Below are 19,202 nucleotides of genomic sequence, written 5' to 3'. Positions count from 1 at the left end.
GTGAAAGGGGACCATGCTGCACCGCGTTGGCCGGGCGGCTGCGTTAACCCATTACCTCAACGCCGCCAGAAACCGCGCAGTGCCAAGTACGCCGGCAGGCCCAGGCCCACCCAGGACAAGCCATCCCACGCGCCGTCGCCCAGCAGCGCAGCGAACAGGCCCAAGGCACCGAGCAGGGCGATGAGTGCCGGCCAGGCGAAAATCTTAGTGGTCGATCGCGACGCGTGGCTCATGCCTTGCACTCCCGTGGTTTGCGCTGCTTGCCCCACCACAGGTACAGGCCGCTGCCGAGCACGATGAGGGTCAGCACGTCGAGCACCGCCCAGAGGATCTGCATGGGGCGCCCGCCGTAGTCACCGAAGTGCAGCGGCTGCGACAGGCCCATGGCGTCCATGTACCAGGGCCGCTCGCCGACGGCGGTCACCTGCAGGGTCTGCGCATCGATCAGCACCGGGGTGAGCAGGTGCGAGGTCAGGTGCGTGGCGCCTTTCATGAACACGGCGTAGTGGTGCTCGCTGGAAAAGCGCGTGCCGGGGAAGGCGATGAAATCCGGGCGCATGCCGGGCGCCGCGTGCTCAGCGATGGCCAACAGGCGGCTGGCCGGAGCGCGTTCGGTGAGCGGCGGGGCATCACGGTAGGGGGCGACCATGGCGGCCAGGCTGTCGTTGCGCCAGGCGGCGATGACCAGGTCGGACAGTGCACTGATCACACCGGTGACGCCAACCGTCAGCGCCCAGGCCAGGGTCACCACGCCGATCAGGTTGTGCAGGTCGAGCCAACGCAAGCGGCGGGACTTGTCGTGGCGCACCGTGGCGAAATCCAGGCGGCGCATGAACGGCGCGTAGAGCACGGTGCCAGAGACGATCGCCACGACGAACAGCACGCCCATGAACGCCAGCAGCAACTTGCCAGGCAGGCCGGCGAACAGGTCCACGTGCAGGCGCAGCATGACCATCATGAACCCGCCGTTCGCAGCCGGCATGGCGACGGCTTCGCCGGTGCGGGCGTCGAGCATGAAGGTGTGCGACGAATTGGGTTCGGTGCCGGCGGTCGCGGCTGTGATTGCCACCACGCCGTTGCGTTCGTCCTCGTCGTAGCCGAAGTACTGCATCACCTCCCCGGGGCGGTGTTGCTCGGCCTTGAGCACCAGCTGTTGCAGGTCGAGGTGCGGGGTGCCTGCGGGCATCTCGCGCAGTTCCGGGGCATCGCCGAGCAGGTGTTCCAGTTCGTGGTGGAAGATCAGCGGCAGGCCGGTGAGGGCCAGCAACAGCAGGAACAGGGTGCAGACCAGGCTGCTCCAAGTGTGGATGAAGGACCAGCGGCGGATGGTTGAGCTTTTCATTTCATTTTGTTTCTCGACGTCCAGAAAGACCAAAGCCGCCCCCTGAAGGACGGCTTGGTCGGCGCGCGTGGGGCGTCAGGTCATCACCACTTGTAGGTGGCGCTGGCGACGACGCTGCGCTCATCTCCGTAGTAGCAGTAGTAACTGTCACAGGTGGAGAGGTAGTCCTTGTTGAACACGTTGGTCGCGTTGACCGCCACCGACGCGCCTTTGAGGCTGTTGTTCAGGCGGCCGAGGTCGTAGTGCACCGAAGCATCGAACACGGTGTAGGCATTGGCCTTGCCCAGGTAGGTGTTGGCCTGGTCGCCATAGGTATTGCCGGTGTAGCGCGCGCCACCGCCGATGCCAAAACCGTCAAGCACGCCGCTGTGCCAGGTGTAGTCGGCCCACAGCGAGGCTTGCTGGTTGGGCATCAGTTGCAGGCGGTTGCCTTTGTAGTCGCCCTTTTGCACTTCGGACTTGGCCAAGGTGTAGGCAGCGGTCAGCTTGAGGTTTTCGCTGACGTCGGATACCGCTTCCAGCTCCAGGCCGCGCACTTTCACTTCGCCAGTCTGGCTGGTGACGCTCACGTTGCCGATGGTGTTGGTGACCGAGACGTTTTTCTGGGTCAGGTCATACACGGCTGCTGACAGCAACGTGTTGGAACCTGGCGGTTGGTATTTGATACCCAGCTCCCATTGCTTGCCTTCGGTCGGTTTGAACGACTCCGTGGCAGACACGGCGGCATTGCTGGCCGGCTGGAACGACTCCGCATACGACAGGTACGGTACAAAGCCCGAGTCGAACACATAGCTGATCGCCGCGTTGCCGCTGAATTGCTTGTCACGTTGGGTGTTGGTGGCATCGCCCTGGTTGAGGTACTTGGTGCCGGTGTGCACCCAGTCTTCCCGGCCACCCAGGGTCAGGCGCCAGTTGTTCAGTGCCATCTGGTCCTGAACATACAGGCCCGTCTGACGGGTTTTCTGGTTGTAGTCATAGAACGCCGTGGAGCGGTCCGGGCGGGTGATCGGCAGCCCGTAAACCGGGTTGTTGACGTTGCTGTTCGGTACGTTGAAGCCGTAGATCGACAGGTAGTTGGTGTTGACGCGCTGGTGGTCCAGGCCGATCAGCAGGGTGTGGGTAATGTCCCCGCTGGCGAAGTCAGCCTGGAAGTTGTTGTCCACGGCGAATTGGCTGATGTCTTCGTCGACGTTGGTGGACATGCGGCTGACGGTACCATCGTCTTGCACCGGGCCACCGGGCGCGTAGTAGCTGCCGGGGGTGATGGTCTGGAACGCCAGGTCCGACTTGGTGTAGCGCAGGTTCTGGCGGAACTGCCAGACATCGTTGATGCGATGCTCGAAGGCATAGCCCAGCGCGTAGTAGGTACGGTCGTAGAACTCGTAGTCCGGATCGCCCAGGTTTTTGTGGTGGGAGATCTTGCCGAACGGCATGTCGATCTTGGTGCCCTGGATCGGCCGAAACTGGCTGGTGGCGCCGGTATCGTCGCGGGTGAACTGGGTCAGCAAGGTCAGCGAGGTGTCGTCGTCGATGTTCCAGGTCAGGCTCGGGGCGATGTTGTAGCGCTTGTCGTCGATATGGTCGATCTGGGTGCCGCCATCGCGGATCACGCCACTGACGCTGTACAGAAACTGGCCTTGGTCATCGATTTTGCCGGTGCTGGCGAAGTTGATCTGGCGGTGGTTGTCGCTGCCGTACTGCAGTTCGATTTCGTGGGCGCTTTCAGCTTGTGGGCGACGGCTGACCATGTCCAGCAGGCCGCCCGGTGGGGTTTGCCCGTAGATCGAGGACGCCGGGCCGCGCAGCAGTGCGAGGCGGTCGAGGTTCCAGGTTTCGGCTTTCGGGTTGGCGTAGACGCCACGGGGCAGCGGCAGGCCATCGAGGAATTGGGTCGGCTCGAAGCCACGCACGCGCATCCAGTCATAGCGTGTGTCGCTGCCGAAGCTGGCAGACACGATGCCGGGCATGTAGCGCACGGCATCATCCAGGCTGTGCACGCCGCGGTCGGCCATTTGCTGGCGCGTGGCAACAGAGATGGAGCGGGGGACTTCGACCAGCGCGGTATCGGTCTTGGTGCCGGCGGCGGTGCGCTTGGCGAGGTAGCCCTCTACCGGGCCCCAGGCGCTTTCGCTGACGCTGTCGGCATTCACGGTGGTTTCCGGCAGTGCCAGGGTGCCGTCAGGGACGGCCACCAGGCTGTAGCTGCCAACGCTGCTCTGCTGCAGCTGCAAGCCGGTGCCGCGCAGGGCGGCCTGCAAGGCGCCGATGCCGTCGTACTGGCCGTTGACCGGGGCCGAGGTGCGGCCGCTGACCAGGGCCGGGTCGATGGCCAGGGCGATGCCCGATTGGCTGGCGATCTGGTTGAGGGTGCTGGCCAAGGGCGCGCTAGGCAGGTCGTAGGCGCGCTGGGCGGATTGCTCGGCGGCGAACAGGGCAGGGCTGGCCAACGGCGCGGCCAGGCCAATGGCCAGGGCCATCAGGCTGGGGCGCAGGATACGATCGACAGTACGGGACATGCAGCGGCTCCAAGACGGATAAGTGCTAACTGCTTCCTTGCCGAGCGAGATTTCAAAAGTGACAGGGGCTGTCGAAAAAAAAGTGAAAAACTTCAAGAACCGGCAATGCCTGTTCAAACACTATCCACTGTAGGAGCAGCCTTGTGCTGCGAAGAGGCCGGCGAAAACACAGTGAATCTTCGCTGCTTTCACTGGCCTCTTCGCAGCACAAGGCTGCTCCTACAGTGAATTCGCGCCAGAACAACAGCTCGCTATTTGGCCTTGACGGTCACCCACCACGGCGTATGCCGCTCGATCTGCACCGGCAGTGCTGGCACCAGCGACGCCAGGGCCAGGTCGGTGTCGGTCAGCGGGAAGCTGCCGGTGACACGCAGGTCGGCGACTTCGTCAGCCACCCCGAGATGGCCGCTGCGGTAACGCCCAAGCGCGGCCAGCAAGTCAGCCAGGCGCACGTTGTCCACCACCAGCATGCCGCGGGTCCAGGCATCGGCGCCGACGGCGACTGTGCCGACCTGGCCAAGCCCGTTGGCATCCATGAGTACCTGCTGGCCTTCGCGCAACACCTGCTCGTCGCCACTGTTCAGCGGCATGGCCGCGACCGAGGCCTGCAGCACTTCCAGGCGTGTGCCCTGTGCCTCACGGCGCACCAGGAAGCGTGTGCCAAGCGGGCGCAGGCGACCGTCGTCGGTGCGTACCAGCAACGGGCGTGGGTCTTGGTGGCCAGTCTCGACCGAGATCTCGCCCTGGTGCAGCACGATCACCCGTTGCTCGCCTTGGTAGTCGATATCCACCGCGGTATGGGTGTTCAGGCTCAGCAGGGTGCCGTCTTCCAGGCGCAGGGTGCGCAGCTCGCCGGTGGCCGTGCGTTGGTCGGCTAGCCAGTAGTTCGGTGACAGTGAGGGGGCGCCGACCCAGGCCAGCAGCGAACCCAGCAGCAACATCCCGGCCAAGCCGCTGCCAACCTTGCCGATACGCCGCCGCAGCCCGGCCCGCGATTGCAGCAGTGCCTGGCGCGCAGGCCCGGCAGCGGCGCTCACGCGTTGGTCGAGGCTGCCCAACTGGCGCCAGGCGCGGGCATGCTCTTCGCTGGCGGCGTGCCAGCGCATGAACGCGTTGCGCTCATCAGGCGTGCCACTGCCTTCATCCAGGCTCAGCTTCCAGGCGATGGCCGCTTCCAGGACGCGGGACGATACCGGTGAGCCGTTCACGTCGGCTCCCCGTACAAGGCCACATAGCACTGGCGCAAGCCTTGGGCGATGTACTGGCGTACCCGCGAGACCGAAACGCCAAGGCGCTCGGCGATTTCGGCATGGCCCATGCCGTCCAGGCGGTTGTACAGGAAGGCCGCCCGCGCTTTGCTCGACAGCTTGCCCAGCAGGCGGTCGATGGCTTTGAGGTCTTCGAGAATCAGGTGTTGGGTTTCCGGGGAGGGGTGTTCGGCTTCGGGCAGCAGGGCGAGCTCGGCCAGGTAGGCCTGCTCCAGCGCGGTGCGGCGGAAATGGTCGAACATCAGCCCCTTGGCCACGGCGGCCAGAAAGGCGCGCGGCTCGCGGGGCGTTTCCAGCCGATCACGGCCGAGCAGGCGCACAAAGGTGTCCTGGCTCAGGTCTTCGGCACGCTGACGGCAGGCCATGCTGCGTTGCAGCCAGGCGAGCAGCCAGCTGCGATGGTCGCGGTAAAGCGCACCGACCAGCTCGGCGTGTGGGCTGTGGGCAGAAGACAAGCAGCGTCCCCCCGGAACGAATGCATTAACTAACGATAATTATTCGCGATTGTTGCAGAGGCAGGGGGCGGGGCGCAATGGACGCTTATCGGATTGCCACTATGGTGGGGGCGCCGCCGGGTGTAATGATTGGGTGATTTGGCGCCTGTGAATCGAGCGCCGCCCGCGCGGCGCTTCGCAGCACAAGGCTGCTCCTACATCTGTTTCGGGCCAGTGAGGCCTGTGATATTTGCGCGCGACCGCCTAGTTGGTCCGACTCGATATTGAGGTGGGCGGTAAGGGGCCGCGCGCGAATGCCCCAGGAATAATTGGCCCGAAACAGATGTAGGAGCAGCCTTGTGCTGCGAAGCGCCGCGCGGGCGGCGCTCGATCTAACAGGCGCAACAACACTCAAGCCCTACAAACCGTGACTATGCACCTTACGCCGACGCCACCCCCGCAACCGCTGCTCCAGCTGCAACGGGCTGTCCAGCTGCTGGCGGCGGGCCTGGCTGAACAGGATCAAGGCCAGCTCAGCAGTCACCTGGGCATCGGCACTGGCATGGTGGCGCTCTTCCACCTGCAGGCCAAAACGCGCAACCCAGTCATCCAGCCCGGCTTCGCGCAGCACCGTGTCGGGGTTGAGCATCGGCGCCAGTTCGGCAACATCGAGAAACGGCAACTGCAGGCGATAGCCCAGGCTTTCTTTCAGCGCGCGCGCGAGCATGCGCTGGTCGAAGGGCGCATGGAACGCCAATACCGGGCTATCGCCAATGAAGTCGAGCAGGTCGAGCAAGGCCTCGACCGGGTCGCAGCCGGCCGCCAGGGCACTGGGCCCCAGCCCGTGGATCAACACGCTGGCGTTGGTCTTCTGGGTGGGGCGGTACAGGGTGCGTTCAAACTGCTGGGCAAAGTCGATGGCGCCGTCTTCAATGGCCACCGCGCCAATCGACAACACCTGGTCTCGGTTGGGGTTGAGGCCGCTGGTTTCCAGGTCCAGCACCACCCAGCGCTGTTCACGCAACGTGCACACCCCCAGCGCCGCGGGCTTGGGCAACTGCGCCAGGCGCTGGCGCGAGGTGTCGTCCAGGTCGGGCAGGCTGGGGCGTAGCCAGGCGAACAGGCTCATAGCTGGTACCGCAAGGCCAGGCTGCTTTGCAGGCGCTGCGCCTGGCGCAGCGACTCCCGCAGGATGCGCCGGTCCAGGTGGTTGAGGCTGTCTGGGTCGACGCGGTTGGAGTAGGGCAGGTTATCGCGGGTCTGGCGCTGGTGCTGCTGCATGCGGGTTTGCTGGATGAAGTGGTAAGCCTCTTCATACGCTGCGCCGTCGAGTGGCTCGATGACGCCTTTCGTCACCAGTTGGCGCAGGCGCTCGAGGGTGTTGCAGGCACCGATGCCATTGGCCAGGGCCAGCAACCGCGCGCCATCGACGAAGGGCGTCAGGCCCTGCACCTTGAGGTCGAGGGTGGCGACTTTGTCATTGCCTTGGCGGGTCAGCACGAATTCACGCAGGCGGCCCACGGGTGGGCGCTGGCGCAGGGCGTTGTCGGCCATCATGCGCTGGAAGAGGCGGTTGTCGGCCACCTGCGCCAGCAGGCTTTGGCGCAGTTGCTCACAGCCTTGCTCGTCACCCCAGACCACGCGCAGGTCGAAATAGATGCTCGAAGCCAGCAGGTTTTCCGGGCTGGCCTCGCGGACGAAGCCGGCAAAGCGCTGCGCCCATTCGCTGCGTGACAGGCACAGCTCGGGGTTGCCGGCCATGACATTGCCTTTGCACAGGGTGAAACCGCACTGGGCCAGGCATTGGTTGATGTACTGCGCCAGTGGCAGCAGGCGGGCTCGGACCGCGTCGGCTTCGGCGCTGTCGCGGGCGTCGAACAGGATGCCGTTGTCCTGGTCGGTGTGCAGGGTCTGCTCGCGCCGCCCTTCGCTGCCGAAACACAGCCAGCTGAAGGGCACGCCTGGGTCGCCGCGCTCGGCCAGGGCCAGTTCGATGACCCGGCAGACGGTGTGGTCGTTCAACAGCGTGATGATCTGGGTGATCTGCGTCGACGAGGCGCCGTGGGCGAGCATGCGCTCGACCAGTTGGCTGATCTCACCGCGCAGGGAAACCAAGGTTTCCAGGCGCGGTGCATGACGAATGGTACGCGCCAGGTGCACCAGGTCGACCCGTTGCAGGGAGAACAGGTCACGTTCGGAGACCACCCCGCACAGGCGTTGGTTGTCCACCAGGCAAACATGGGCGATGTGCCGCTCGGTCATGGCCATGGCGGCGTCGAAGGCGCTGGCCTGCGGGCTGAGGTAGAACGGCTTGGCGGTCATGTGCCGCTCGATCGGCGCACCCAGGTCGGCATCGGCGGCCGCCACCACCTGGCGCAGGTCGCGCAGGGTGAAGATGCCGATCGGGTAGCGTGCGGGGTCGACCACGACAATGCTGCCGACCTGCTGCTCGTGCATCAACCGCACGGCGTCGCGCAGCGGCATGTCGGGGCTGCAGACCACCGGGTGACGCATGGCCAGTTCGCCCAGGGGGGTATTCAACGAGTACTGGGTACCGAGGGTTTCCACGGCGCGTTGGCGCACTTGCTGGTTGACCTGGTCGAGCAGGCTGCTGACCCCGCGCAGGGCGAAGTCGCGAAAGGCTTCCGACAAGGAGAACACGCGGATGAACGCGGCCTTGTTCAGTTGCAGGCAGAAGGTGTCCTCACCGGCCAGGTGCTCGGTGCGGGTGGCACGCTCGCCCAGCAGCGCCGCCAGGGGGAAGCACTCGCCGCTGGTGATCTCGAAGGTGGTTTCCACCCCGGGTTTGACCAGGTGCTGGCGCTCGCCGACGACGCGCCCCTGCTTGACGATGTAGAAGTGCTCGACCGGGCCATCGGCGGGTTTGACGATGCTTTCGCCGCTGGCATAGAAGCGCAGCTGGCACTGCTCGACCAGATACGCCAGGTGGCCGTGCTCCATCTGGTTGAACGGGGGGAAGCGCTGCAGGAACTGCAACGTGCCTTGTATGTTCTGTAGCACAGCCGTCCTGCCCGCCTGGCTGTAGGCGTCCTTTTTACTCATGAAGCTGACCGTATCGCTACGCCGAACTATATATATCTATATATAGGTGCCGGCCTTGTTGTTCTCGGTCCCCATGGTCGGCTGGCTGCGCTGTGGTGCCCATTGGACGTAAGTCTATGAGCGGCGTGTGATCAATATCGCATGATGCGGTCTTACCGTGAGCACGACTTTTTGACGAGATGACCATGGTTGAGCATGACGACCTCTTGAGTGACGCCGAACGCGAGGCACTGGCCGTGGTGAGTGCGCCTGCTGCGCCCCGACCGGTGGTGCTGGTGGTCGATGACAATGCCGTGAACAGGAAGGCGCTGAGCTACTACCTGAAAAGCCGGGGCATCGATTGCATGACGGCCGATGGTGCTCTGGAAGCGCTGTGGAAACTGCACTGGGAACCCAGAATTGCCCTGATGATTACTGATCTGCGCATGGAGCCCAAGGACGGAATGGCGTTGATCCGGCAGATTCGTGAATCGAGGTGGGCGGCGTTGTCGATCATCGTGGTGTCGGGTGACACCGATGTGAAAGAGGCGGTGGATGTGATGCACCTTGGGGTGGTGGATTTTCTGCTCAAACCTGTGGATTTGGAGAAACTGCTGAGGTTGGTGAAGCAGGAGTTAGGGCTCAAGTAGGTCGGTTGCTTGTGCCATAGCATTCGCGGGCAAGCCCGCACACAAGTACCCCGCTGCATTGGAGCTGAGTGGGGTACCTGTGGGAGCGGGCTTGCCCGCGAATGGGCCGCACAGCGGCCCCTTGCGATTTACAGCCCGTTACGCGCCTTGAACTCGCGACGACGGCGGTGCAGCACCGGCTCGGTATAGCCGTTCGGCTGCTTGCCACCTTCGATCACCAGCTCTACAGCGGCCTGGAACGCGACGTTATCGTCGAAGTTCGGCGCCATCGGGCGGTACAGGGCGTCGCTGGCGTTCTGCTGGTCAACCACCACCGCCATGCGCTTGAGGCTTTCCAGCACCTGCGCCTCGCTGACCACGCCATGGCGCAGCCAGTTGGCCAGCAACTGGGCCGAGATGCGCAGGGTGGCGCGGTCTTCCATCAGGCCGACGTTGTTGATGTCCGGCACTTTCGAGCAACCCACGCCCTGATCGATCCAGCGCACCACGTAACCGAGGATGCCTTGGGCGTTGTTGTCCAGCTCGTTGCGGATCTCTTCGTCCGACCAGTTGGTGTCGGCAGCCAGCGGGATAGCCAGGATGTCGTCGACCGACGCCGGGGTGCGCGTAGCCAGCTCTCGCTGACGTGCCTGCACATCGACCTTGTGGTAGTGCAGGGCATGCAGGGTCGCGGCAGTCGGTGAAGGTACCCAGGCGGTGTTGGCGCCGGCCAGCGGGTGAGCGATCTTCTGCTCGAGCATGGCGGCCATCAGGTCGGGCATGGCCCACATGCCTTTGCCGATCTGCGCACGGCCTTGCAGGCCGGTGGCCAGGCCGACGTCGACGTTGTTGTTCTCGTAAGCGCCGATCCACTTCTCGTTCTTCATGGCGCCTTTGCGCACCACAGCGCCGGCTTCCATGGAGGTGTGGATTTCGTCACCGGTGCGGTCGAGGAAGCCGGTGTTGATGAACGCTACGCGCTCGGCGGCTGCCTTGATGCAGGACTTGAGGTTGACCGTGGTGCGGCGCTCCTCGTCCATGATGCCGACCTTGACGGTGTTGCGCGGCATGCCCAACAGGTCTTCGACCTGGCTGAAGATTTCGGCGGCAAAGGCCACTTCTTCAGGCCCGTGCATCTTCGGCTTGACGATATATACGCTGCCGGTGCGGGTGTTCTTGCGGCTGGTGTTGCCGTTGAGGTTGTGCAGGGCGATCAGGTTGGTGAACAGCCCGTCCTGGATACCTTCCGGGATTTCGTTGCCCTGGGCATCGAGGACCGCCGGGTTGGTCATCAGGTGACCCACGTTGCGCACGAACAACAGCGAACGACCGTGCAGGGTGACGCTGCCACCGTTAGGCGCGGCGTACTCGCGGTCTGGGTTCATGGTGCGGGTGAAGGTCTTGCCACCCTTGTTGACGCTTTCGGCCAGGTCGCCTTTCATCAGGCCCAGCCAGTTGCGGTAGACGATCACCTTGTCATCGGCGTCTACAGCCGCAACCGAGTCTTCGCAGTCCATGATGGTGGTCAGTGCCGATTCCATCAGGATGTCTTTGACGCCGGCGGCATCGGTGCTGCCGACCGGGGTGCTGGCATCGACCTGGATTTCGAAGTGCAGGCCGTTGTGCTTGAGCAGCACGGCGGTCGGCGCGGCGGCGTCACCGACGAAACCGATCAGTTGTGCGTCGTCACGCAGGCCGCTGTTGCTGCCACCCTTGAGGGCGACCACCAGCTTGCCGCCCTGGATGCTGTAGGCGGTGGAGTCGACATGCGAGCCCGCAGCCAGTGGCGCGGCTTCGTCGAGGAAGGCGCGGGCGAAGGCGATGACCTTGTCGCCACGCGCTTTGTTATAACCCTGGCCTTTCTCGGCGCCGCCTTCATCGCTGATGGCATCGGTGCCATACAGGGCGTCGTAGAGCGAGCCCCAGCGGGCGTTGGCGGCGTTCAGGGCGAAACGGGCGTTCATCACCGGCACGACCAGCTGCGGGCCGGCCATGCGGGCGATTTCTTCGTCCACGTTTTGTGTGGTGGCCTGGAAATCGTCGGCTTGTGGCAGCAGATAGCCGATTTCCTGGAGGAAGCTTTTGTAGGCTACGGCGTCATGGGCCTGGCCTTTGCGTGCCTGGTGCCAGGCGTCGATCTTGGCTTGCAGCTCGTCGCGCTTGGCGAGCAGGGCTTTGTTCTTTGGAGCGAGGTCATTGATGATCTTCTCTGCACCTGCCCAGAACTGCTCGGCGACGATGCCGGTCCCTGGGATGGCTTCGTTGTTCACGAAGTCGTACAGGACCTTGGCGACCTGAAGGCCACCGACTTGAACGTATCCAGTCATTGCTTGCCTCACTCTGCTCAGCTATTTCGCTCTTCTGTATTAAGCCTGTAGCGCTTCTCTAAACACGGCACCAGTGCGTGCCCTGGGTGAATGAACCCTAGGGCGGCTGGGTGCGGCCTGCCAGACGGGCTGGCGGGCAGTGTGCGTATTTTCACAGGCGCCTTGGCAGACATCCAAACGACGTTTTGTAGTCCGCGCCACGGGATACTACATGAAGCAGTAGGCGGGGCAAAATCAGACTAAAAGCGTCGTTGTGCGACCCGTTGGTCGCGTATGGTCACGCTGGGAGTGGGTATGTTCGCAAAAAACAGGTGGATTGTTCCAGATAAATCTTGAAACAGTACACGATTCGTTATGTCGATTGCCCTGCGGCAGGTTGCCGCGCCTTGCCTATACTCAATCGATCCCCCGGTTTATCGCCGCCCAGCGCGGTTCGACGCAGAGGAAGGGCTTGTGGATCATCTTGTACTCACTGTGATTGCCCCTGACAAGGCCGGGCAGGTCGAACGCATTGCCCAATGCATCGCCGACCACAGCGGCAACTGGCTGGAAAGCCGCATGTCACGCATGGCTGGGCAGTTTGCCGGCATCTTGCGGGTGGCGGTGCCGGCAGAAAATTACACAGAGCTGGTGGCGTCGTTGCAGGGCTTGGCGCGGTATGACATTCGCGTGCTGATTGCCGAGAGCGGCATCGAGCCCTCGTGCACCTGGAAGCCGATCGCCATGGAGCTGGTGGGCAATGACCGGCCGGGGATCGTGCGTGATATCACCCGGCTGCTGGCCGAGCTTGGGGTGAACCTGGAGCGCTTTACCACCGAGGTGCGGCCTGCACCGATGAGCAGCGAGCCGCTGTTTCATGCCAATGCGTTGTTGGCGCTGCCGTTGACGTTGTCGCTGGATGAGCTGCGGCAGCGGTTGGAGAGTTTGGCGGATGATTTGATGGTGGAGTTGGAGTTGCGGGCGGAGGATTGATTTGGGATTGCCGGGGTCCGCTTTGCGGCCCATTCGCAGCACAAGGCTGCTCCTACAGAGGTTGCGTGATACCTGTGGGAGCAGCCTTGTGCTGCGAATGGGCCGCGAAGCCGACCCCAGGGTTATCCCCCATTTCACAGGTACGGCCCTGTGGATAACCTGGGGGCGCACCTCTCCAGCCCAGGTAACATGCGCCTTGCAAGGTTTTGATTAAAAAACACCCAAATATCAGCAGCTTGTGCACAAAGCACGGGGACGAGGGTGTGGATAACCTCTGGAGATGTCTCTGCAAGCCACGGCTGGCGTACCTTGCAGAGTTTTGATCATTTATTGATCAGGCGCGTTTGCGCAAATTCAACCAGGCATCGACGCTATAGATCGCCAAACCCGCCCAGATGAACATGAACGCCACCAGCGTGCTCGACGACAAATGCTCGTCAAACAGCAACACTGCCTGCAGCAATACCAGCGTCGGCGCCAGGTACTGCAGGAAGCCCAAGGTGGTATACGGCAGGTGGCGTGCGGCGGCGTTGAAGCACACCAGCGGCACCAGGGTCACTGGCCCTGCCGCCATCAACCACAACGCTTCACTGCTGGTGTAGAACGCGCCCTGTGCGCTCAGGGCAGTGGGGTGCAGCAACATCCAGCCTAGGGCCAGCGGCACCAACATCCAGGTTTCCACCACCAGGCCCGGCAGCGCTGCCACCGGCGCCTGTTTGCGGATCAACCCATAGAAGCCGAAGCTCAGCGCCAGCACCAGAGACACCCAGGGCAGGCTGCCCACTTGCCACACCTGCTGGGCCACCCCCACGGCCGCCATGGCCACCGCCAGCCATTGCAGGCGGCGCAGGCGCTCGCCGAGGATGAGCATGCCCAGCAACACGTTGATCAGCGGGTTGATGTAGTAGCCCAGGCTGGCTTCGAGCATGCGGCCGTTGTTCACCGACCACACATACGTCAGCCAGTTGCCCGCGATCAGCGCGCCGCTCAGGGCGAGGATGGCCAGCCTGCGCGGGTTGTCGCGCAGTTCGCGCCACCAGCCTGGGTGCTTCCATACCAGGAGCAGCAGCGAACCGAACAACGCTGACCAGAGCACCCGGTGGACGATGATCTCCACGGCGGGGACGCTCTGGATGGCCTTGAAGTAAAGGGGGAACAGGCCCCAGATGATGTAGGCGCTGAGGCCCAGGATGTACCCGCGTTGCGGGTTTGCGGCGTGCATGCAGAATCCTTGCTTAGGTAGCTAAATAAAGCGACGCCTATTGTAGACAGAGGTCAGCACACATCTAGAACAATTTCAGCGGTTGTTCATCGAGGGCCGCCATCTGCTCGCGCAGTGCGAGAATCTGGTCGCCCCAGTAGCGCGGCTGGCCAAACCAGGGGAAGCTGCGCGGGAAGGCCGGGTCGTCCCAGCGGCGGGCCAGCCAGGCGCTGTGGTGCAATTGGCGCAAGGCTCGCAAGGGCTCGATCAGGGGCAACTCGCGAGGGTCGAAGTCGTGGAACTCGTTGTAGCCGTCGATCAGCTCTGCCAGTTGGCCGAGGCGTTCCTCGCGGCTGCCGGCGAGCATCATCCACAGGTCTTGCACCGCTGGGCCCATGCGGCAGTCGTCGAGGTCGACGACGTGATAGACCTCGTCGCGATGCATCAGGTTGCCTGGGTGCAGGTCGCCGTGCAGGCGCATCACTTTGTGCGGGGTGCGCGCGTAGATGTCCTCGACCCGCTTCAGCAGGTCGCGGGCGACGGACTCGAAAGCAGGTAGCAATTCCCGCGGTACGAAGTTGCCCTCAAGCAGGGTTTGCAGTGACGCGTGGCCGAAGTTATCCACAGCCAATGCTTCGCGGTGCTCAAACGGGCGTGTCGCGGCTACGGCGTGCAGGCGGCCGAGCAACTGGCCGAGGCGATACAGCTGGTCGAGGTTGCCAGGCTCAGGGGCATGGCCACCGCGGCGGGGGAACAGGGTGAAGCGAAAACCCTGGTGCTCGAACAGCGTGCGGCCGTCATGTTGCAGAGGCGCGACTACCGGCACTTCACAATCGGCAAGCTCAGCGGTGAAGCGGTGCTCTTCGAGGATGGCCTCATCGCTCCAGCGGCCTGGGCGGTAGAACTTGGCGATCAGCGGCTGCGAGTCTTCGATGCCCACCTGATAGACGCGGTTCTCGTAGCTGTTCAGGGCCAGGATCCGGGCGTCGCTGAGAAAGCCGATGCTTTCAACTGCGTCCAGGACCAGGTCGGGGGTGAGGGTGTCGAAGGGGTGGGACATGAAAGCTCCGCAGGGGGAATGGGGCATAGCGCCCGCATTGTAATGACGCTCTGAGCGTCCAGCCTCCCTCAATCGGTTCGCAGGCGCAAGCAATCAAGCGCCGCCCACTTGCCGAGTACCTAGCATTTCTGCCAGTACCCACAAAAGCGATGCTGGTTTACCGTCCTGCTCATCGCTCTCGCATATCGGCAGTTGCGCACGAACGGTTCAGAGATCCCGGATTCGGCTGGTCATATTGGCCACTGGAGCACCGGGGCGGTTGTCACCTGCGCATGTGCGCGGGGTGGCTTCGACAAGGAGACGATTCATGCGCCGTCTTGCTGCGTTCGGTCTTGCTGCACTGCTGACAAGCCTGTTGGGATACATGAGCCTCGCACCTTCGCAGGAGCGCACGAAAACACGACAGGCAACGCCTGAACAGTGCCAAGCGCCTGCCTATGAAAAGCCCGCTGCTGGCGAAACTCCCTACAGCCAGGACAGTTTGGTGACCAATATTGGCAGGGCCTTCCAATGCAAAAACGACAGAGAAGGCACTGTCGGTGCCTGGCAGTGGTGTAATCAGCCACCTTACTCCCCCGGTGAAGCATTCAACGGTAGCGAGCTCTGGCGCGATGCGTGGAACGACCTTGGTGCTTGTAGTGCTCAGCCCCAGACCAACACGCTGGAGCTGTCATTCAGCACAGTGACGGGCAAGGTACCGTTCACGGCATCGATGAAAGGGGTCGGGCCGGCAGGGCGGCGCAACCTCGAGGTCAGTGGCGTGCTGCGCTGCAAAAAAGAGACGATTCCGTTCTCCGGGCGTTCCGATGAAGTGCTGACCTTGCCTGACCTCCCTGCCTGCAAGTACGACCTGATCATGAACGACGCGCAGGGTTACCTGCCGCTGACCACGCCTACCCAGGTCGAATTCAAACCTGACACGCCAGAGAAGATCAGCTTCGAGGTCAAGTTTCGCCAGCCACTGGACCTGAGCAGGCTAGTGACGCTGCCAGGTGTGAAGGTGGAGCTGTTTGCCAGCGGCCTGTATCAACCGCGGCAGATGGCGATGGGCAACCGGGTGCTTTACGTCGGCTCCAGTGCCATCCCCGTCTACACCTATGAAGCGCGCACGGCAGGGTTCATCTATGCGATCCCGCTGGACGAGGCCGGTAAGCCAACAGGGGTGTATCTGCTGGCCTCAGGGCTGGAAGAGCCGCATGGCGTGGTGTACCGCGATGGCGACCTGTATTTCTCGACCTCCGGCAAGTTGTATCGGGTGCGCAATGTCGATGAGCACTATCGTGATGCTAAGCCTGAAGTGGTGATGAACTTCCCCGCCGACGACACCGCCTTCCCGCTTGCCCGGCCTGGTCAGCGCATCTGGCACCAGAAGCACCCTTTGCACTTCAACCCGATCGATCCATCGGATAAGGGCCTTTATACCGCCGTCGGTATTCCCTGCAATACCTGCATCATTCCGCCAGATGGGCGTTATGGCACAGTCCTGCGCTATGACATCGAAAACGCCACCTCGCGGGTGCTGGCCAGAGGCGTGCGCAACGCGGTCGGCTTCACCTGGCACCCGGACGGCAAGATCTGGTTCACCGATAACAACCGGCAGGGCTACCTGAACTCTGACGAAGTCAACTTGATCAGCCAGGAAGGGCAGCATTTCGGCGTGCCGTATTTCTACGGCCGCGATGTGCCTGGGTTTACCCAGGAGGAATACCAGGAGCCAGGCTCCATCGTGCCGCCATTGGCCGATGGGGCGATCGTTTCGGATAAGCCATTGCACCTGCTCAAGCCTGAAGATTATCAGGCGCCCGCCTATGAACTGGGCAGCAACACCGCACCGCTCGCCATCGAGTTCTGGAAAGGGTTCTACAACGATGACGCCAATCTCCAACGCCTGCTGGTGGCCGTGCATGGCACGGGGACCAAGGCCAGCCCAGGCATGGAGTTGCGTATGCTCACGGTCAAGGACGGACGTGAGGTTATCAACCAGATCCCGCTGGTAACGGGGTGGGGCGGCTCGACAGAGCACTTCAATGTGTATTGCCTGGACGACTCGTGCCTTGGCCGCCCAGCCGACATGTTGCCGTTGAGCGACAACTCGCTGTTGGTGTCTGACGACTTGGCCGGGGTGATCTATCGCATCACCTTCGACATGGGGCAAGTGGTGGGCAAGAGCCTGCTCAAACTGCAACCCACTGCGGCGCCAAGCCCCGAGGTACGGCCACTGATGATCAGTGGCACGCTCACGGGCAGCGATGGGCGCAGCCGGCGTTTCGATGTCGCCTGGGGTGAGTCGCCACTGAGCATCAAGGGGCTGGCTGCCGGCACGTATACGGTCACGCTGGACAACGTCGGTGAGCTGATACCCAGCCAGCGCCAGCAACAGGTGACGCTGAGCGACTCGCCGGACGCGCAGGTCGTGCAACTCGCCTACATCGAACGGCCACCGTTCCAACCCGTCAAGGCCACCGTGGTTGCACCGGACAAGCCTGCATTCAGTGGCGAGGCGCCGGCGCAGTGGGAAGTCACCCTGATCAGCGACGGCGAGGCGCAGGTCATCAAGGTGCCATGGGGCAGATCCCAGGACGTGCTGCTGCCAGTCGGCGAGCACAAATTCAACTTCCCGTACTACCAGAGCGAACTGCCAGAGCCGACCCAACAGGTCGTGAACATCGATGAAGAAAGCCGGGATGCAGTAAAGGTTGAGATGCGCTACCAGCACGTGGCCGAACTCGGCAAACAGGTTGTGGCGACCACCTGTGCGAGGTGCCATACCGTGCAGTACTTCGAGGACGCCAACAAGGCCATCAACTGGAGCCTGGCGGGCAAGGAAGCCCTGGTTCAGCAGATTCTTGGCATGAGCGTGAGCGGGCATTGCGATGCGTCTTGCTCGGGGCAGATTGCCGACTACTTCTACGACGAACTGTGGGCCGGCTATCTGGACCCGGGGCAAGCATTCGGCAAGCGGCAACTGCGCCTGCTGACCCGTGACGAGTATGTGAACAGCGTGCACGACCTGTTTGCCGTGCACGTGCAGGCCGATACGTTGCCGGCCGACAAGTTTGATAAAGAATTCAAGTACGTCGGGGAGGCAGATCTGGGGATGATCAACGCCGAAGACCTGAAGACGCTGTATGACGTGGCGTGGAATGTGGCAGGCAAGGTCGACCCGCAATGGCTGGCTCAACAGAGCGTCGAAAGCCTAGGCCATCGCGTCTTCCGACGGCCGCTGAGCGGGGCTGAGTTGAGCCGGTATGAGGCCGTGAAGGCTGACCATGATGATGCCTCGCTGGTCGCAGCATTACTGTTGTCACCTCACTTCCTGTATCGCTCCGAATTGGGCGTAACAGATGGCCGGACATCCGGTACCTATCAGTTGACCGCCAACGAACGAGCGACAGCGCTTTCTTACGCAATGCTGGGTACCACGCCGAGTGAAGAACTCATGCGCAAAGCCGAACAAGGCCAGCTCGAGACGCCCGAGCAGATGGGTGCGCTGGCTCAGCAGATGTTGATGAGCGAACAGGGGATCACACAGTTCAACCGCTTCATCAGCTACTACATCAAAACCAGCCGTGACATCCAGGAAAAGCCCGGGCTGGCGCCTGAGGTTATCCAGAGCATGCGGCAGGAGCAGGCACGTCTGGTGGGTGAGGTGCTCAAGAGCGGCGGGGCATTCAATGCACTGTTCAACCCTGGGTATACCTACCTCAATCAAAGGCTGGCAGAACACTACGGTATTGCCGGGGTGACCGGGGGCGATATGCGCAAGGTTACGGTCGATGAGCGAAGGGGGGGGCTGTTGCACCTGGGTGCTACCCAGGCGGCCACTTCTGACTACCAGGCAACATCACTGGTCAAGCGCGGCATCATGATCCGTGAGCAACTGCTGTGCCGGGAGTTCGGTGCGCCGGTCGATGCCGACCCGCAAGAGCCGCAGTATCCGCCAAGGGCGATCACAACCCGCGAGCGTTGGGACCTGGTCAACGGTGAGCAAGCCTCGGAGGGCCGTTGCTGGCAGTGCCACAAGTACATGAACGACACCGGATCCAGCATGGAAAACTACGATGCTTCCGGGCGCTACCGGGAAACTGAGCCGGCTTACAACCATGCGCAGTTCCCGGTGCCGGTGAACATTGATGCCGCAGGGCCGTTCATCAGCAACACGGGCCTGGAGACTTGGGCAAATGTTCACAATGTGCGCGATATCGCTCGGCTGCTGTCCGCAAATCTCACGGCGCAAACCTGCATGGCCGACAGCTATTTCCGCTTCATGTTCGGCAACAAAGTGTCTGCAGGGTCGGTTGGCACGTTGAAGTCTGCCGCCGAATCGCTCAAGACCAACGGTTCGTTGATCCAGATGATTCGCGAGCTGGCTACCTCACCTGTGTTCCTCAAGCGCCAAGAGGAGAATTGA

At 62.8% G+C, this 19,202-nt stretch carries 13 protein-coding genes; 3 read left to right on the top strand and 10 right to left on the bottom strand.

Annotation, left to right across the window (positions count from 1 at the left end; translation table 11 throughout):
* Positions 1–56: 56 nt before the first annotated feature.
* The 7 genes from AC5PZ0_RS21505 to AC5PZ0_RS21475 form a co-directional block, all read right to left on the bottom strand.
* Entirely contained in the window at positions 57–233 is a 177-nt protein-coding gene (locus AC5PZ0_RS21505) for a hypothetical protein (protein ID WP_172960334.1), read from the bottom strand.
* Positions 230–1,342: a PepSY-associated TM helix domain-containing protein gene (locus AC5PZ0_RS21500; RefSeq protein ID WP_493855706.1), complete on the bottom strand. Its 1,113-nt coding sequence runs from the start codon at positions 1,340–1,342 to the stop codon at positions 230–232. The genes AC5PZ0_RS21505 and AC5PZ0_RS21500 overlap by 4 nt, the downstream gene beginning before the upstream one ends.
* Positions 1,343–1,425: 83 nt before the next feature.
* Positions 1,426–3,858 carry a TonB-dependent siderophore receptor gene (locus AC5PZ0_RS21495; protein WP_274887176.1) on the bottom strand — a complete coding sequence of 811 codons (2,433 nt, stop codon included), beginning with the start codon at positions 3,856–3,858 and terminating at the stop codon, positions 1,426–1,428.
* A gap of 251 nt (positions 3,859–4,109) precedes the next feature.
* The gene (locus tag AC5PZ0_RS21490; protein WP_099428142.1) at positions 4,110–5,066 is read right to left on the bottom strand and encodes a FecR domain-containing protein; all 957 of its coding nucleotides are present in this window, start codon (positions 5,064–5,066) and stop codon (positions 4,110–4,112) included.
* Positions 5,063–5,581, bottom strand: coding sequence for an RNA polymerase sigma factor (locus AC5PZ0_RS21485; protein ID WP_099428143.1), 519 nt, complete (start codon positions 5,579–5,581; stop codon positions 5,063–5,065). Before AC5PZ0_RS21485 ends, AC5PZ0_RS21490 begins: the two co-directional genes overlap by 4 nt.
* Before the next feature lie 397 nt (positions 5,582–5,978).
* On the bottom strand, positions 5,979–6,689 hold the full coding sequence (locus AC5PZ0_RS21480) for a 3'-5' exonuclease (protein ID WP_493855705.1): 711 nt from the start codon (positions 6,687–6,689) through the stop codon (positions 5,979–5,981).
* On the bottom strand, positions 6,686–8,623 hold the full coding sequence (locus AC5PZ0_RS21475; RefSeq protein WP_493855704.1) for a DUF294 nucleotidyltransferase-like domain-containing protein: 1,938 nt from the start codon (positions 8,621–8,623) through the stop codon (positions 6,686–6,688). Before AC5PZ0_RS21475 ends, AC5PZ0_RS21480 begins: the two co-directional genes overlap by 4 nt.
* 179 nt (positions 8,624–8,802) lie before the next feature.
* Between AC5PZ0_RS21475 and AC5PZ0_RS21470 the strand changes: the two genes are divergently transcribed.
* The gene (locus AC5PZ0_RS21470) at positions 8,803–9,252 is read left to right on the top strand and encodes a response regulator (RefSeq protein WP_493855703.1); all 450 of its coding nucleotides are present in this window, start codon (positions 8,803–8,805) and stop codon (positions 9,250–9,252) included.
* Positions 9,253–9,380: 128 nt separating this feature from the next.
* Here the strand turns inward: AC5PZ0_RS21470 and AC5PZ0_RS21465 are convergent, their stop codons facing one another.
* Positions 9,381–11,558 carry a malate synthase G gene (locus tag AC5PZ0_RS21465; RefSeq protein ID WP_027594341.1) on the bottom strand — a complete coding sequence of 726 codons (2,178 nt, stop codon included), beginning with the start codon at positions 11,556–11,558 and terminating at the stop codon, positions 9,381–9,383.
* Positions 11,559–12,011: 453 nt separating this feature from the next.
* On the opposite strand from AC5PZ0_RS21465, the gene AC5PZ0_RS21460 reads away from it, so the two are divergent.
* Positions 12,012–12,530: a glycine cleavage system transcriptional repressor gene (locus tag AC5PZ0_RS21460; RefSeq protein ID WP_027594342.1), complete on the top strand. Its 519-nt coding sequence runs from the start codon at positions 12,012–12,014 to the stop codon at positions 12,528–12,530.
* 334 nt (positions 12,531–12,864) lie between these two features.
* Here the strand turns inward: AC5PZ0_RS21460 and rarD are convergent, their stop codons facing one another.
* Positions 12,865–13,752 (bottom strand): EamA family transporter RarD, encoded by an 888-nt coding sequence (gene rarD / locus AC5PZ0_RS21455; RefSeq protein WP_493855702.1) that lies wholly within the window; start codon positions 13,750–13,752, stop codon positions 12,865–12,867.
* Between the two features lie 64 nt (positions 13,753–13,816).
* Positions 13,817–14,791, bottom strand: coding sequence for a serine/threonine protein kinase (locus tag AC5PZ0_RS21450; protein ID WP_027594344.1), 975 nt, complete (start codon positions 14,789–14,791; stop codon positions 13,817–13,819).
* 484 nt (positions 14,792–15,275) lie between these two features.
* Between AC5PZ0_RS21450 and AC5PZ0_RS21445 the strand changes: the two genes are divergently transcribed.
* The gene (locus AC5PZ0_RS21445) at positions 15,276–19,202 is read left to right on the top strand and encodes a DUF1588 domain-containing protein (RefSeq protein ID WP_493855701.1); all 3,927 of its coding nucleotides are present in this window, start codon (positions 15,276–15,278) and stop codon (positions 19,200–19,202) included.

Source organism: Pseudomonas sp. 5.2, assembly GCF_059025405.1.
The sequence above is the reverse complement of the archived record's forward strand: the minus strand, read 5'-3'. Positions and strand labels throughout refer to the sequence as shown.

Bases quoted from the DNA above. Each gene is read 5' to 3' on its own strand.
- AC5PZ0_RS21480 (WP_493855705.1), bottom strand. From the start codon at position 6,689: ATGAGCCTGTTCGCCTGGCTACGCCCCAGCCTGCCCGACCTGGACGAC.
- AC5PZ0_RS21475 (WP_493855704.1), bottom strand. From the start codon at position 8,623: ATGAGTAAAAAGGACGCCTACAGCCAGGCGGGCAGGACGGCTGTGCTA.
- AC5PZ0_RS21450 (WP_027594344.1), bottom strand. From the start codon at position 14,791: ATGTCCCACCCCTTCGACACCCTCACCCCCGACCTGGTCCTGGACGCA.
- AC5PZ0_RS21465 (WP_027594341.1), bottom strand. From the start codon at position 11,558: ATGACTGGATACGTTCAAGTCGGTGGCCTTCAGGTCGCCAAGGTCCTG.
- AC5PZ0_RS21505 (WP_172960334.1), bottom strand. From the start codon at position 233: ATGAGCCACGCGTCGCGATCGACCACTAAGATTTTCGCCTGGCCGGCA.
- AC5PZ0_RS21495 (WP_274887176.1), bottom strand. From the start codon at position 3,858: ATGTCCCGTACTGTCGATCGTATCCTGCGCCCCAGCCTGATGGCCCTG.
- AC5PZ0_RS21470 (WP_493855703.1), top strand. From the start codon at position 8,803: ATGACCATGGTTGAGCATGACGACCTCTTGAGTGACGCCGAACGCGAG.
- rarD (WP_493855702.1), bottom strand. From the start codon at position 13,752: ATGCACGCCGCAAACCCGCAACGCGGGTACATCCTGGGCCTCAGCGCC.
- AC5PZ0_RS21500 (WP_493855706.1), bottom strand. From the start codon at position 1,342: ATGAAAAGCTCAACCATCCGCCGCTGGTCCTTCATCCACACTTGGAGC.